Origin of the sequence: Tahibacter aquaticus (assembly GCF_004363655.1) — a bacterium.
Lineage (GTDB): Bacteria > Pseudomonadota > Gammaproteobacteria > Xanthomonadales > Rhodanobacteraceae > Tahibacter > Tahibacter aquaticus.
Genome location: NZ_SNZH01000010.1, coordinates 13,305 through 26,226, shown reverse-complemented (window position 1 = coordinate 26,226; position 12,922 = coordinate 13,305). Strand labels below are relative to the sequence as shown.

The following is a 12,922-nucleotide window of genomic DNA, read 5'->3' as shown; positions in this document are numbered from 1 at the left end:
AACCCGCGCCATCCGGCGCGGGTTACACCGGATTCAGTGACTGCAGGCATAATGCGCCGCGTTGCAGGACGGCCTGCAGCGATATACCGCACTGTTTGGGGACGACCCCGCCGTAGAGGGGTTGTGCCATGCATTGGTTGCTGTTGATTCTTGCCGGCTTGTTCGAGATCGGCTGGGCTGTAGGCCTGCGTTATAGCGACGGCTTTTCCCGCCTTGTTCCTTCCTTGCTTACTCTTGCGGCCATGGCCGTCAGCTTCGGCCTGCTCGCGCTCGCCTTGCGCGGCCTGCCGCTGGGTACGGCTTACGCCATGTGGACCGGCATAGGCGCGGTCGGCACCGCCATCGTCGGCATGCTGTTCCTGGGCGAGACCGTCAGTGCCCTGCGCCTGCTGTCGATCGCGCTGATCGTGGTCGGCCTGGCCGGACTGAAGCTGGCCACGGAATGATTGTGACGTCATGAAAACTGCGGACTCCGTGGCTGGTTGCCCTGCCAGTCACGGAGTACGCTGGCCGCACAACAGGCCTGTGTAGTTTTTACGTGTTCTGCGTGGCGGTGAGCTGCAGCACAGCCTGCTGTGCCGATGCGATGGCTGGCGACACAGCTGTCGCAGCGGCGTTGCGCCGCCAGGGCCGGCCGGCGCCCGCTCGCTACCATCGGTCCATCGTGCTGAAGCGCGGCGGACTGCGGAGGTCAGGATCATGTCCGAACCCCGTTTGCAGCAGTTCCTGCACGACCACGCCATCGGTTTCGAAACCATCCATCACGCGCGCGCCACGACGGCGCATGATACGGCGCACAGCGCCTGTATCGCCGAACGCGAACTGGCCAAGACGCTCCTGATCAAGCTCGACGGCCGCATGGCCATGGCGGTACTCAGTGCCGAGCACAGGCTCGATCTTGCCGCGCTGAAACAGGCCACCGGCGCACAGGCGATCGAGCTGGCCCACGAAGACGAATTCGCGCCGCTGTTTCCCGATTGCGAAGCCGGTGCGATGCCGCCGTTCGGCAATCTCTACGGGCTGGATGTATTCGTCGACGAAAGCCTGTCCGAAGACGGCGAGATCACCTTCAATGCCGGTTCGCATACTGAGCTGATCCGCATTCCGTTCGCACTCTTCGAACAGCTGGTGCATCCGCGCCATCTGCGGCGCATCCACAGGCTCAGCGCGCCAATGCGTTGATGTCAGCCGGTTCCGGCACGCGTTTGGCGCTGCCGTGGCGCACGACGGCGAGCATGGCCTGGCCCAGCGATGCGCTGGTCAGCATCTGGTCCGGCCAGAAGCGCCGCCGCAGCGGCAGCCGCGGACCCAGCACTACATAGCCGATGCGCGACAGCGCCGTCTTGGAGGCGATGCCGCCCAGCGGCTGGATCAGGCCCAGGCGAAACGCGTAGGCAGCGCGGAACGGCAACTGCTGCAGCTGGTTTTCCGTGCGTCCCTTGATGCGCGCCCGGAACCTGCGTCCGCGCTCGCTGCTGTCGCTGCCCACGCCGGACACGTAGACAGCATGCAGCACCGGATTCAGCCGCGCCAGCGTGCGCGCGGCGGCCCGGGTGAGGTCGAGCGTGAGGCGCTGGTACTGTGCCTGTTCTGTGCGGAACGAACTGACACCGAGGCAAAAGAAACAGGCGTCGACATTCGCCAGCTGATTTTCAACGCGGCCGCAGCCGAAGAAATCGTCGTGGACGATTTCGCGCAGACGCGGATGCGACAGCCCCGGCGGACTGCACACGATGCAGGTGACCTGGCTTACGTCATCGGCGCGCCGGCATTCCCGCAGCACACCCGGGCCGAGCATGCCGCTGGCGCCGAAGATCAGTACGTTCATGCGGCCGCTCCGCTGTCGCGCTGAGGCCATTGCACGCCGACCCGCGCGTTGCACACATCCCGCAGGCGTGCCGCCAGGGCTGCGCCGCGCGCCAGCTTGCCGATCGCCGCTGGCTTGGGCGGGACCTTCATCTCGAACAGCCTGCCGGGACCGCAATAGCCACCAGCGGCAGCACCCGGCGCTGTCGCCTCGTACAAAGTGGGCAGGGCGCCGCCGGCCGCGTCCTGGCTCATCCAGGGCTGCAACAGACGCACATTCAGGCGCGACCACCCGCGGTCTGCGCCGGGGCCGTTGGCGCGAGTCCGTGGCGACATCGCGCAAACGTCGGCTGCCCCAAGCCGCGGCCCGGCTTGCAACAATCGGGATAAATACCGTTATTTCGTGGTATTCAGCCGCAGCGCCTGCATCAGCCCATCGACGTAGGTGCGGCTGGCGCGCAGCGGCGTGCCGTCGCGCAGGCGCAGCAGCACATCGCGATTGGACAGGCGCTGCATGCCGTCGATCAGTGCTGTGCGCACGATGGTCGAGCGATGGATGCGCAGGAAGCGGGCCGGGTCCAGTTCCAGCGCCAGGCGGCTCAGCGATTCGCGCAGCAGATGCGCCTCACCGGCACGGTGCAGCACGGCATAGTCGCCGTCGGCTTCAATCCAGTCGATCGTGTCTGCCTCGATCAGGGCGATGCGCCGGCCCAGGCGAACCTGGAAGCGCCGCCGGTAGTCCGGCGCTGCCGCATTTTCTGCTGTTTGCGGCAGGCGGTAGGGCAGCGCCTCCCGCGCGCGCTGCACTGCCTGGGCGAAGCGTTCGTCGTCGATCGGCTTGAGCAGGTAGTCGATGGCGTGCAGCTCGAAAGCACGCACCGCGAAATTATCGTAAGCCGTCAGCAGTATCGCCAGCGGACGCTGGGCGGCGGTCAGCTGCCCCAGCAGGTCGATTCCACTGAGCCCGGGCATCTGTATGTCGACGAAGGCCAAAGCCGGCGCCAGGGCAGGCAGTGCCTGCAACGCGTCGATGCCGTCGCCGAACTCGCCGACCAGCTGCAGGTCGGCGTGCTCGGCCAGGCGGGCGATCACGCCGGCGCGAGCGAGCGGTTCGTCGTCGATCACCACGACGCGCATCACGGCAGCGCTTCCGGCGCCGTCATGCGCCGCCAGGGCAGCGCGATGCGCACGCTGTAGCCGCCATCGGCCCGGGGCTGCGCGCTGAGACGGTGCGCGCCGGGATACAGCTGCTGCAGCCGTGCCGACGTGTTGTTCAAGCCCAGGGCCGGGCGCTGCGCCGCTGCTGCAGTGGCGCCGGCAGCACCGTCGTTGTCGATCGCGATCAGAAGCTGATCCTGTTCGCGCTGCAGCACGATCTGCAGCCTGCCAGGCTGGCGCCGCGGTGCAATGCCGTGGCGGATCGCATTTTCCACTAAGGGTTGCAGTAGCAAATGCGGCACGCGCGCGTCGAGCAGGTCAGGCCCTATGTTCCATTCCAGCTGCAGGCGTTCGCCCAGGCGTGCTTTTTCTATGGCGAGATAGGTTTCGGTCAAGGCCAGCTCTTCGGCCAGCTCGACTTCATGGGCCTGGCCGCCGTCGAGCACGGCGCGCAGAAAGTCGCCCAGGCGGCTCAGCATCTGGCGCGCCTCGCCGGCGCGCTGTGCAGCAACCAGTGCGGAAATGGCATTCAGCGTGTTGAACAGGAAATGCGGCTGCAATTGCAGCCGCAGCGCATGCAATTGCGCATCGCGCGCCAGGGCCAGCGCACTGGTCTGGCGGACCTGCGCGTCGCGCAGGGCGGCATACGCATTCACCACGGCGTGGATGGCGCAAAAGGCGACCAGGGCGAGCCAGCAACCGTCCAGGCCGCGGCCGCGCAACAGCATGATCACGCTGAACGGCTGCGCCGCTTCCCAGCCGGCCCAATAGCCCAGGGCCAGGCCCAGGCCGTTGGTTGCCAGCGACATGAGATACGTGACCAGCAGCAGCGCCAGGGCCAACAGCCACCAGGGCAGGCGCTGCCACAGCGCGCGCTGCAGCCAGGCCAGCGGCAGGCTCCACAGCATGAACGCCGACAGGTATAGCGCGCGGTAGGCGAAGGCATTGCCGTTGCCCAGCACGGGCAAGGCCATTACCGCCATGCACAGCACGACAGGCAGGCCGGCCAGCATGGGCAGCCAGAACGGCGGCAGGCCGGTACGGCGATCAATGGCGGCAGAAGCGAGGGGCTGCATGTGCAGAAGTTCAGCCGGAGCAGCGATGGTAGCAGGGCGGTGCGGCGGTCATCGCTGCGCCGGCCGCTCTGCCGAGTAGATCACCGAGCTGATTTTCCAGCCCTGCTCGGTGTTGACCAGATGCCAGGCTTCCTGTCCCTGGTTGGTGGTGCGTTCTCCGGCAATAAATACAAAATCAAAATGTACAGAAGCGACGGTGCCGTTGGTGTGGATATGGATATTGCTGAAGCGCTCTTCCACGCTTTCGCTGTCGTCGACGATTTCGCGCACGAAGTTTTCGTAGCTGCCGGCTTCTACCTTGGCTGCGTCGGCGCGCCTGGAGCGCAGGTACTGCCATTCCGCCGTGGTGGCGACGCGTAGCCAGGAATTGTCCTTGGCCAGGAACAGGCTGCGCAGCGCGGCGCCGTCCTTGGCGCGGATACCTTCCTGGAACTGGCGCACGACCTGGCGAATGGCCGCTTCGGCGGTGTTGGCCGCGCTGGCCTGCGCGGCAGCGGTGCAGGCCAGGACAACGGCGCAGACGGCGGAAATGCGGCGCAGCGGCTGGTACATGAGTGAACCCGGTTCGTGGTGGAGGCGCTGCCGATTGAAGCGGCTGTGCAGCCCCGGCGCCAGACTTGTACCGGTCCGGCGCGTCGGCGCGGTCGCTGGCTGCGCCGTGCCGGTTGCATCGGGCCGGTCGGATCGGGCCGATTGAACCGGGCCGCGCCTTGCCCGGTTCTGTACGGTTGCGCACCGTGGCGGCGTTTGCATGGCCAAGGCTGTCTGCCTTCATCCACCGGAGCCACACCATGAACCCGCGCCGCCGCCTGCCCTTGCTGCTTGCCCTGTTGCCCCTGCTGCATGCCTGTGGCGGCAGTCCCGACTCCCTGGCCAGGGATGTCCAGGCCGCCTTCGAGAAGGGCGACATGGACGCGGTACTCGCTTTGGCCAAGATCGACGGCGCGCCGGCGGACCTGCATTTCTTCCTGCTTGACCAGGTACGCGAATGCGGCACTGCCGATGTCGTCTGCACGGCGGCCGCAGGGCCGCTGGACGACGGCTTCAAGAAGCAGCAGGCCGGCATGGCCGAGCAGGGCATGGAAGTCGCAGCCGCACCGGAAGGCCTGGTCGTGCTGCAGGCCAAGGACGCCGACGGCAAGGGCCACGGCAAGCTGCAGATGCCGTTTGCCAAGGTCGACGGCAACTACCGCCTGATCGCCCAGCGCTATACGCCGGCCAAGCTGGCCGAACTGCGCGCCACGACCAACCAGCAGCTGCTGGAAAAGATGCTGGCCGGCGGTATCTACGATTCGAAAGCGCAGGAGCGCCGCACTGATTGGAAAGACGGCGCAACGCCGCTGCCCGCCGACGGTGGCGAACCTGGCCAGGCGCTGGTGCGCAGCAGCGCCGCCCTGTACGCGGCCGTGCAGGCGAACGATCCGGATGCGGCGGTCAAGTCCGGCAACGGCTTCGCCAAGATGGTGCTGGCCGACAAGGACTACGACGGCAAGCCGGTCGCACTGGAAGTGCGCAAGGCAAAAATGCGTACGCAGTCGATGCGTTTTCTGCACGACGTCAAAGTCTCCGCCGGCTGGCAGCGCGACAACGATGCCATCGTGCTGGTCGATGCCAAGGACGGCCTGGGCTGGGTTTCGCGCGGCGCGGTATTCCTGATGAAAGACGAAGATGGCTGGAATATCGCCGGCAAGCAGATGGTCAGCTATCCCTGATCGCGCAACTCAGGGCGCCGATGCGCGCAACGAATTGCGCCGCAATCGTTGCGACTGAGCCCGGCCGACACGGCGTGCGGTGCAATTCGCATTCGCTCATCGCACCCTGCGAATAGCCTGCGACGGCCATTGCGCGCTACGCGCCCACGTAGGGCGCCGATGCGCACAGCGAATTGTGCCGTGGCCGTTGCGACGGAGCCCGGCGGTGTCGCGTTTCGTGCAATGAGCCTGCTTCCGTCGCCTGCCCGCGACGTCTGCGTGTAAGGTGGGCGCCTTCCGGCGGACTGTACAGTCCGTCGTTTGCGCAAACCCGTCCACGCAGGAAGCCAGTGCATGCCCCCGAAGAAGCCCGCCGCGCCGCCGCGCGTCGCCTTGATGTTTGCACTGGCCCTGGGCATTCCGCTCGCGGTGATCGTATTGCTCAAGAGCATGACTGCCGTGGGCGATGGCAGCGGCTGGCTGAGAGAGCAGCTCACGCAACCCGCCAAGCCCCGGCTGCAGAACAACCCGACCACGCTGGCGCAGGCAAAAGCGGAACAGAAGCGCGGCCTGGTCGTCCTGGCGCCGAACGTCGATCCGGCCGGTGCCACGCCGCGGCTCGGGCCTGGCGATGCGTTCTATCGGCAGTTGAGCGGCGGTGTAGTCGCCGATCCGGGCGACGTGGGTTCCGGCGGCGGCGTCTATCTGCAGGGCATCGCGAGCAAGCTGGTGCGCAAGCCCGATGTGCTGGCGATGCAGGTTACCTATCTGCGCGAATCCAGCGGCTCGTACAACCTGTTCGCCGGCAGCAAGATGGGGCCGTTCTGGCAGGAGTCGATCGACTGGTGCATCCGCCTGCGCTACGAGCCCGGGCAGGAAGGCTGGTTCGCCTATTCGATCTGGCGGCTTGGCCAGGAGCCGTTTGCCGACCTGTTCGGCGTGCCGCTGACCCATGCGGAACAGCAGGTGAGCCCGGACAATGCGCTGACGGTGGTCGATCCGGCGCGCTGGCAAAACCTGCTGCTGCCCATCAATACGATGTGGCAAGGCGAAGGCAAGTACGACGGAAAAGCCAGCTTGCGCAAATGGACCATCAAGCCCGAATCGACCATCTGCGATACCGCGCGCGCCGAAGCCAAGGCGTCGTAGCGCGAAGTACGTGTGCGTACGTGGTCCGCGCTGCACTCATGTCCGTACATAACTTGTCCGCGCCACGGCTGCCGCCTACACTGCGCCCGCCACAGGTGTCCTGCCGCTTTCGGCGAGCAGGGTGAAACGGGAAGCCGGTGCGGGTGAAAACCCAATGCCGGCGCTGCCCCCGCAACGGTAAACGAGAAAACCCGGCCTCATGCCACTGCGTTCGCGCGGGAAGGTTGCCGGGGTGATGCGTCCGCATCGCTCGCAAGCCCGGAGACCGGCCCGTGGCGGGCGCTGAAAGGCGTTTCTACTCGGGTGTTGCGGCGGGCAACCAGACGAGCGGATTCGCTGCGCTTTGCCTTGCATCGGTTCGCCTTGTCGTGTCTGCGCAATACCCATTCTTTTCGCGGGTGGGCGATACGGAGACCGGCAATGAATGATGTGAACCGCGCCGCAGCGGCGGTAGCGACGGTAAAACTTCTGATCGACGGCGAATTCGTCGAATCCCGTTCTTCGCACTGGCGCGAGGTGGTCAACCCGGCTACCCAGGTCGTGCTGGCGCGTGTGCCCATGGCCACGGCCGAGGAAGTCGACGCGGCCGTAGCCGCCGGCAAGCGTGCCTTCGCCAGCTGGCGCAAGACACCGATCGGTGCGCGTGCACGCATCTTCCTCAAGTACCAGCAATTGATCCGCGAGCACATGGGTGAACTGGCCGCGCTGCTCACGGCCGAGCAGGGCAAGACCCTGGCCGATGCGGAAGGCGACGTATTCCGCGGCCTGGAAGTGGTCGAGCACGCCGCGGCGATCGGCAACCTGCAGCTGGGCGAGCTGGCCAACAATGTCGCCGGCGGAGTGGATACGTATACCTTGCTGCAGCCGCTCGGCGTCTGCGCCGGCATCACGCCGTTCAACTTCCCGGCCATGATTCCGCTGTGGATGTTCCCCATGGCCATCGCCACCGGCAATACCTTCGTGCTCAAGCCATCCGAGCAGGATCCGCTGGTGACCATGCGCCTGGTCGAGCTGGCCCTGCAGGCCGGCATTCCCCGCGGCGTGCTCAACGTGGTGCACGGCGGCGAAGACGTGGTCAATGCGATCTGCGATCACGCCGACATCAAGGCGGTTTCCTTCGTCGGCTCCACCCGCGTCGGCACGCATGTCTACCAGCGTGCTGCGCTGGCCGGCAAGCGCGTGCAATGCATGATGGGTGCGAAGAACCACGCCGTCGTGCTGCCGGATGCGAACAAGGAACAGACCCTCAACGCCCTGGCCGGCGCCGCCTTCGGCGCGGCCGGCCAGCGCTGCATGGCCGCCTCGACCGCAGTGCTGGTCGGCGCCGCGCGGGAATGGATCGGCGACCTCGTGGCCAAGGCGAAGACGCTGAAGGTCAGCGGCGGCACCGAGCCTGCCACCGACGTCGGTCCGCTGATCTCCTGCGCCGCACGCGAGCGCGTGGAAAGCCTCATCGCTGCCGGCGTGGAACAGGGCGCGACGCTGGAGCTGGACGGCCGCCGCCCCGTCGTGCCCGGTTATGAACAAGGCAACTTTGTTGCGCCGACGATCTTCTCCGGCGTGAAGCCGGGCATGCGTATCTACGACGAGGAAATCTTCGGCCCGGTGCTGATCCTGCTCGCGGCGGAAACGCTGGACGAGGCGATCGCGCTGGTCAATGCCAATCCCAATGGCAACGGCACTGCGCTGTTCACCCAGTCCGGCGCGGCGGCGCGGCGTTTCCAGGAAGACATCGACGTCGGCCAGGTCGGCATCAACGTGCCGATTCCGGTGCCGGTGCCGCTGTTTTCCTTCAGCGGATCGCGCGCGTCCAAGCTTGGCGACCTGGGTCCCTACGGCAAGCAGGCGGTCACCTTCTACACCCAGACCAAGACCGTCACCGCGCGCTGGTTCGACGATGCGGCGCCCAGCCTCGGCGTCAACACCACCATCAGCCTGAAGTGATGCGGCTGCCATGGACATCCGAGCAGCGACATCGGCTTTCGAGCTGAGCGAAGACCAGCAGGCGTTTCGCGAAGCCGCGCGCGAATTCGCCCAGGCCGAACTGGCACCACAGGCGGCGCACTGGGACGCGCACTGCATCTTTCCCCGCGAAGCCATCGGCCAGGCCGGCGAGCTGGGTTTCTGCGGCCTGTACGTCGACGAAGCCGCCGGCGGCGCCGGCCTGAGCCGGCTCGACGCGGCCATCGTGTTCGAGGAACTGGCCGCGGTCGATCCGTCCACCGCCGCTTTTATCAGTATCCACAATATGGCAACGTGGATGCTGACCGCGCACGCCAACGAAAGCGTGCGCGCGCAGTGGGGGCCGCTGCTGGCCAGCGGTGTGCGACTGGCGTCGTACTGCCTGACCGAGGCCGGCGCCGGCTCCGACGCCGCGGCCTTGAAGACGCGGGCGCGGCGCGACGGCGAGGTCTACCGCATCGACGGCTCCAAGGCGTTCATCTCCGGCGCCGGTGCCACCGACATGCTGGTGGTGATGGCCCGCACCGGCGGCGACGGTGCGCGCGGCATCAGCGCGTTTGCGGTGCCGGCGGATACGCCGGGCATCGGCTTTGGCCGCAAGGAAGAAAAACTGGGCTGGAACAGCCAGCCTACGCGCGGCGTGAGTTTCGACGACGTCTGCATTCCGGCGGCCAATCTGCTCGGCCGGGAAGGCGATGGCTTCAAGATCGCGATGAAGGGACTCGACGGCGGCCGCCTGAACATCGCCAGCTGTTCGCTCGGCGCGGCCCAGGGCGCGCTCGATGCGGCGCGGCGCTACATGGGCGAGCGGCGCCAGTTCGGCCGCAAGCTGGCCGAATTCCAGGCCTTGCAGTTCAAGCTGGCCGATATGGCGACGCAGCTGGTCGCCGCACGCCAGATGGTGCACAGCGCGGCGCGCAAGCTCGATGCCGGCCAGGCCGATGCCACCATCTGGTGCGCCATGGCCAAGCGCTTCGCCACCGATGCCGGCTTTGCCGTGTGCAACGAATCGCTGCAGATCCACGGCGGCTACGGCTATATCCGCGAATACCCGATCGAGCGCCTGCTGCGCGACTGCCGCGTGCACCAGATCCTTGAAGGCACCAACGAAATCATGCGCGTGATCATTGCGCGCCACCTGCTCAATACCGAAGAGGAATTGCGATGAGTTCTGCGTCCACGCCCTATAGCGGCCTGCAGCTGGCCGTCGACGGGCATACTGCCGTCGTCACCCTGAGCAATCCGCCGGCCAATACCTGGACCCGCGACAGCCTGGCCGCGCTGCGCACGCTGGTGCGCGACCTGGATGCCCGGCGCGATGTCTATGCCCTGGTCATCGTCGGCGAAGGCGAGAAATTCTTTTCCGCCGGTGCCGACCTGAAACAGTTTGCCGACGGTGACAAGGCACTGGCCCGCGATGCCGCGCGCCGCTTCGGCGAAGCCTTCGAAACACTGAGTGCGTTCCGTGGCCTGAGCATTGCCGCGATCAACGGCTATGCCATGGGCGGCGGACTGGAATGTGCGTTGGCCTGCGATCTGCGCATCGCCGAGGAGCAGGCCCAGCTGGCCCTGCCCGAAGCCACGGTAGGGCTGCTGCCCTGCGCCGGCGGTACGCAGAACCTGCCGCGCCTGGTTGGCGAGGGCTGGGCCAAGCGCATGATCCTGCTGGGCGAACGCATCGATGCGGCAACGGCCTTGCGCATCGGCCTGGTCGAGGAAGTGGTGCCCAAAGGCACGGCCAAGGCTCGCGCGATCGAATGGGCCAAACAGGCTGAGAAGCAGAGCCCGACCAGCGTCGCCGCCTGCAAGGCACTGCTGCAGGCAACGCGCACGCAGACCCACGCCAGCGCCCTGGTGCGCGAGCGCGAAGCCTTCGTCGATCTGTTCGACAGCGCTGACCAGGCCGAAGGCGTGAATGCCTTTCTGCAGAAGCGCGCGCCGCAATGGAGCAATGCATGAGCGCCGCTGCTGCAAGCGATGCTGCCAGTGGCCCGACGGCATCGCCGGTCCTGTTCGACGAGTGGCCCAGCGCAGGCGGCAAGCGCATCGGCGTAGCCACGCTGAACGCACCGGCCAGCCTGAATGGCCTGTCGCTGGCGATGGCGCAATTGCTCGACGCGCAGCTGGCCGCCTGGGCCGGCGATGCCGGCGTTGCCCTGGTTGTGCTGCAAGGGGCCGGCGAGAAAGCCTTCTGCGCCGGTGGCGATCTGCACGGCCTGTATCGCGGCATGCGCGACTACGTCGCCGGTGGCGCCGGCGACATTCGCAACAATAGCTACGCGGTGGATTTCTTTACTACGGAATACCGCCTCGACTATCGCATCCATACCTATCCCAAGCCGCTGCTGTGCTGGGGCCACGGCATCGTCATGGGCGGCGGTATCGGACTCATGGCCGGCGCCGGCCGGCGCGTGGTCAGCGAGCGCTCGCGCCTGGCGTTTCCGGAAATCGGCATCGGCCTGTATCCCGATGTCGCCGGCAGCTGGCTGCTCCCTCGCGTACCCGGCAGCGCCGGGCTGTTTCTGGCCCTGACGGGTGCACCGTTGAACGCGGGCGATGCGATCTACGCCGGCCTGGCCGACGTCTTCGTGCCGGAAGCGCAGCGCGCGGCGGTCTATGCACGCCTGGGCGAGCAGCGCTGGAGCGGCGCGGCGCAGGCCGATGCACAGCTGCTGCACGATGTGCTGGCCACGTTCGCGCAAGCCGCCGCACCGGGACCGCTGCAGCAGCATGCGGCCTTGCTGCAGGCCTTGCCGAGCGACGACCTGCCCGCACTGGTCGCGGCGATTGCCGCGCTGCCTGGCGACGACGCCTGGCTGCAGACCGCGCAGAAGACACTGGCCGCCGGCTCACCCGGTTCGGCGCGGCTGGGCTTCGCCTTGCAGCAGCGTGCCGCGCAACTGTCGCTGGCCGATACCTTCCGCCTCGAATACACCGTCTCGCTGCATTGCGCGGCGCACGGCGATTTTGCCGAGGGCATACGCGCCCTGCTGATCGACAAAGATAAAAATCCACAGTGGAACCCGGCCACGCTGGCGCTGGCCAGCGCCGCCTGGGTAGAGCCGTTCTTTCACGCACCCTGGCCGGCGCACGAGCATCCGCTGGCCGGACTGGGCCACACCACGGAGCATTCCGCATGAGTCGCGTCGCATTTATCGGCCTGGGCAACATGGGCGGGCCCATGGCGGCCAATCTGCTCAAGGCCGGCCATGCCGTACAGGCCTTCGATCTTTCTGCGGCGGCCGTGCAGGCGGCCGTTGGCGCAGGCGCCGTTGCTGCGGCATCGGCAGCAGATGCCGTCGCCGAAGCGGAAGTCGTCATCTCCATGCTGCCGGCCAGCCGTCATGTCGAAGCGCTGTACCTGGGCGAGCAGGGCGTGCTCGCGCTGATTGCCGCAGATGCGTTGATCATCGACTGCAGCACCATCGCGCCGGCCAGCGCGCAGGCTGTCGCGGCCGCGGCACAACAGCGCGGCCTGCAGATGATCGATGCCCCGGTATCCGGCGGCACTGCCGGCGCGGCGGCGGGTACGCTGACCTTTATCGTCGGCGGCGAAACCGAGGCGCTGGAACGCGCGCGGCCACTGCTGCAGGCCATGGGCAGGAACATCTTCCACGTCGGCGCCAGCGGTGCGGGGCAGGTGGCCAAGCTGTGCAACAACATGGCCCTGGGCGCGATCATGGCTGTCACCGGCGAAGCGATTGCGCTCGGCGTCGCCCATGGCCTGGATGCGGCCGTGCTGTCGCAGATGATGGCCGTCAGCACCAGCCGCAGCTGGGCGACGGAAGTCTGCAACCCCTGGCCCGGCGTGCTGCCGAATGCGCCGGCCTCGCGCGGCTACAGCGGCGGCTTCGGCAACGACCTCATGCTGAAAGACCTGGGCCTGGCCGCCGAAGCCGCGATGCGCGTGGGCGCGTCGATTCCCCTGGGCGAGCTGGCGCGCAATCTCTACGCCATGAACAGCAGCGCCGGCAACGGCGGACTGGATTTTTCCAGTGTGGTAAAAATGTTCGCCAGGGACGTTTAGTGCGACGGTGCAATTCGCTGCGCTCATCGCACCCTACGGAAACCCCTGTGCTT

Annotated in this window: 14 protein-coding genes and 1 riboswitch; of the genes, 9 read left to right on the top strand and 5 right to left on the bottom strand. The window is 67.0% G+C overall.

The window, feature by feature from the left end:
* Nucleotides 1–128: 128 nt before the first annotated feature.
* Nucleotides 129–446: a quaternary ammonium compound efflux SMR transporter SugE gene (gene sugE / locus DFR29_RS16050; RefSeq protein ID WP_133819632.1), complete on the top strand. Its 318-nt coding sequence runs from the start codon at nucleotides 129–131 to the stop codon at nucleotides 444–446.
* A gap of 253 nt (nucleotides 447–699) precedes the next feature.
* Nucleotides 700–1,182 (top strand): aminoacyl-tRNA deacylase, encoded by a 483-nt coding sequence (locus tag DFR29_RS16045; RefSeq protein WP_133819631.1) that lies wholly within the window; start codon nucleotides 700–702, stop codon nucleotides 1,180–1,182.
* Here DFR29_RS16045 and DFR29_RS16040 read toward each other — a convergent pair.
* Genes DFR29_RS16040 through DFR29_RS16020 form a run of 5 tightly spaced genes read right to left on the bottom strand, consistent with a single transcriptional unit; the run spans nucleotide 1,163 to nucleotide 4,592 of the window.
* On the bottom strand, nucleotides 1,163–1,828 hold the full coding sequence (locus tag DFR29_RS16040; RefSeq protein WP_133819630.1) for a Rossmann-fold NAD(P)-binding domain-containing protein: 666 nt from the start codon (nucleotides 1,826–1,828) through the stop codon (nucleotides 1,163–1,165). The genes DFR29_RS16045 and DFR29_RS16040 overlap by 20 nt on opposite strands.
* Complete coding sequence (locus DFR29_RS16035) at nucleotides 1,825–2,142, bottom strand: hypothetical protein (protein ID WP_133819629.1); 318 nt, start codon at nucleotides 2,140–2,142, stop codon at nucleotides 1,825–1,827. Before DFR29_RS16035 ends, DFR29_RS16040 begins: the two co-directional genes overlap by 4 nt.
* A gap of 60 nt (nucleotides 2,143–2,202) precedes the next feature.
* The gene (locus DFR29_RS16030) at nucleotides 2,203–2,943 is read right to left on the bottom strand and encodes a LytR/AlgR family response regulator transcription factor (protein ID WP_133819834.1); all 741 of its coding nucleotides are present in this window, start codon (nucleotides 2,941–2,943) and stop codon (nucleotides 2,203–2,205) included.
* Nucleotides 2,943–4,040 carry a sensor histidine kinase gene (locus DFR29_RS16025; RefSeq protein WP_208113617.1) on the bottom strand — a complete coding sequence of 366 codons (1,098 nt, stop codon included), beginning with the start codon at nucleotides 4,038–4,040 and terminating at the stop codon, nucleotides 2,943–2,945. The genes DFR29_RS16030 and DFR29_RS16025 overlap by 1 nt, the downstream gene beginning before the upstream one ends.
* Before the next feature lie 48 nt (nucleotides 4,041–4,088).
* Nucleotides 4,089–4,592, bottom strand: a complete 504-nt coding sequence (locus DFR29_RS16020; RefSeq protein WP_133819628.1) for a Cif family virulence factor — start codon at nucleotides 4,590–4,592, stop codon at nucleotides 4,089–4,091.
* A gap of 239 nt (nucleotides 4,593–4,831) precedes the next feature.
* Here DFR29_RS16020 and DFR29_RS16015 point away from each other — a divergent pair, with 239 nt between their 5' ends.
* The 7 genes from DFR29_RS16015 (at nucleotide 4,832) to mmsB (ending at nucleotide 12,869) form a co-directional block, all read left to right on the top strand.
* Nucleotides 4,832–5,752: a hypothetical protein gene (locus DFR29_RS16015; protein WP_133819627.1), complete on the top strand. Its 921-nt coding sequence runs from the start codon at nucleotides 4,832–4,834 to the stop codon at nucleotides 5,750–5,752.
* A 333-nt stretch (nucleotides 5,753–6,085) separates the two neighbouring features.
* Nucleotides 6,086–6,880, top strand: coding sequence for a hypothetical protein (locus DFR29_RS16010; protein ID WP_133819626.1), 795 nt, complete (start codon nucleotides 6,086–6,088; stop codon nucleotides 6,878–6,880).
* Between the two features lie 76 nt (nucleotides 6,881–6,956).
* Nucleotides 6,957–7,168, top strand: a riboswitch (cobalamin riboswitch).
* A 132-nt stretch (nucleotides 7,169–7,300) separates the two neighbouring features.
* On the top strand, nucleotides 7,301–8,824 hold the full coding sequence (locus tag DFR29_RS16005; RefSeq protein ID WP_133819625.1) for a CoA-acylating methylmalonate-semialdehyde dehydrogenase: 1,524 nt from the start codon (nucleotides 7,301–7,303) through the stop codon (nucleotides 8,822–8,824).
* Between the two features lie 10 nt (nucleotides 8,825–8,834).
* Nucleotides 8,835–10,010 carry an acyl-CoA dehydrogenase family protein gene (locus tag DFR29_RS16000; RefSeq protein WP_133819624.1) on the top strand — a complete coding sequence of 392 codons (1,176 nt, stop codon included), beginning with the start codon at nucleotides 8,835–8,837 and terminating at the stop codon, nucleotides 10,008–10,010.
* On the top strand, nucleotides 10,007–10,801 hold the full coding sequence (locus tag DFR29_RS15995; protein ID WP_133819623.1) for an enoyl-CoA hydratase: 795 nt from the start codon (nucleotides 10,007–10,009) through the stop codon (nucleotides 10,799–10,801). Before DFR29_RS16000 ends, DFR29_RS15995 begins: the two co-directional genes overlap by 4 nt.
* Nucleotides 10,798–11,982: an enoyl-CoA hydratase/isomerase family protein gene (locus DFR29_RS15990; RefSeq protein ID WP_133819622.1), complete on the top strand. Its 1,185-nt coding sequence runs from the start codon at nucleotides 10,798–10,800 to the stop codon at nucleotides 11,980–11,982. Before DFR29_RS15995 ends, DFR29_RS15990 begins: the two co-directional genes overlap by 4 nt.
* The gene (mmsB, locus tag DFR29_RS15985) at nucleotides 11,979–12,869 is read left to right on the top strand and encodes a 3-hydroxyisobutyrate dehydrogenase (RefSeq protein ID WP_133819621.1); all 891 of its coding nucleotides are present in this window, start codon (nucleotides 11,979–11,981) and stop codon (nucleotides 12,867–12,869) included. Before DFR29_RS15990 ends, mmsB begins: the two co-directional genes overlap by 4 nt.
* The last annotated feature ends 53 nt before the right edge of the window (nucleotides 12,870–12,922 follow it).

Coding starts and splice junctions, on each gene's coding strand:
- sugE (WP_133819632.1), top strand. CDS start 129: ATGCATTGGTTGCTGTTGATTCTTGCCGGCTTGTTCGAGATCGGCTGG.
- DFR29_RS16045 (WP_133819631.1), top strand. CDS start 700: ATGTCCGAACCCCGTTTGCAGCAGTTCCTGCACGACCACGCCATCGGT.
- DFR29_RS16040 (WP_133819630.1), bottom strand. CDS start 1,828: ATGAACGTACTGATCTTCGGCGCCAGCGGCATGCTCGGCCCGGGTGTG.
- DFR29_RS16035 (WP_133819629.1), bottom strand. CDS start 2,142: ATGTCGCCACGGACTCGCGCCAACGGCCCCGGCGCAGACCGCGGGTGG.
- DFR29_RS16030 (WP_133819834.1), bottom strand. CDS start 2,943: ATGCGCGTCGTGGTGATCGACGACGAACCGCTCGCTCGCGCCGGCGTG.
- DFR29_RS16025 (WP_208113617.1), bottom strand. CDS start 4,040: ATGCAGCCCCTCGCTTCTGCCGCCATTGATCGCCGTACCGGCCTGCCG.
- DFR29_RS16020 (WP_133819628.1), bottom strand. CDS start 4,592: ATGTACCAGCCGCTGCGCCGCATTTCCGCCGTCTGCGCCGTTGTCCTG.
- DFR29_RS16015 (WP_133819627.1), top strand. CDS start 4,832: ATGAACCCGCGCCGCCGCCTGCCCTTGCTGCTTGCCCTGTTGCCCCTG.
- DFR29_RS16010 (WP_133819626.1), top strand. CDS start 6,086: ATGCCCCCGAAGAAGCCCGCCGCGCCGCCGCGCGTCGCCTTGATGTTT.
- DFR29_RS16005 (WP_133819625.1), top strand. CDS start 7,301: ATGAATGATGTGAACCGCGCCGCAGCGGCGGTAGCGACGGTAAAACTT.
- DFR29_RS16000 (WP_133819624.1), top strand. CDS start 8,835: ATGGACATCCGAGCAGCGACATCGGCTTTCGAGCTGAGCGAAGACCAG.
- DFR29_RS15995 (WP_133819623.1), top strand. CDS start 10,007: ATGAGTTCTGCGTCCACGCCCTATAGCGGCCTGCAGCTGGCCGTCGAC.
- DFR29_RS15990 (WP_133819622.1), top strand. CDS start 10,798: ATGAGCGCCGCTGCTGCAAGCGATGCTGCCAGTGGCCCGACGGCATCG.
- mmsB (WP_133819621.1), top strand. CDS start 11,979: ATGAGTCGCGTCGCATTTATCGGCCTGGGCAACATGGGCGGGCCCATG.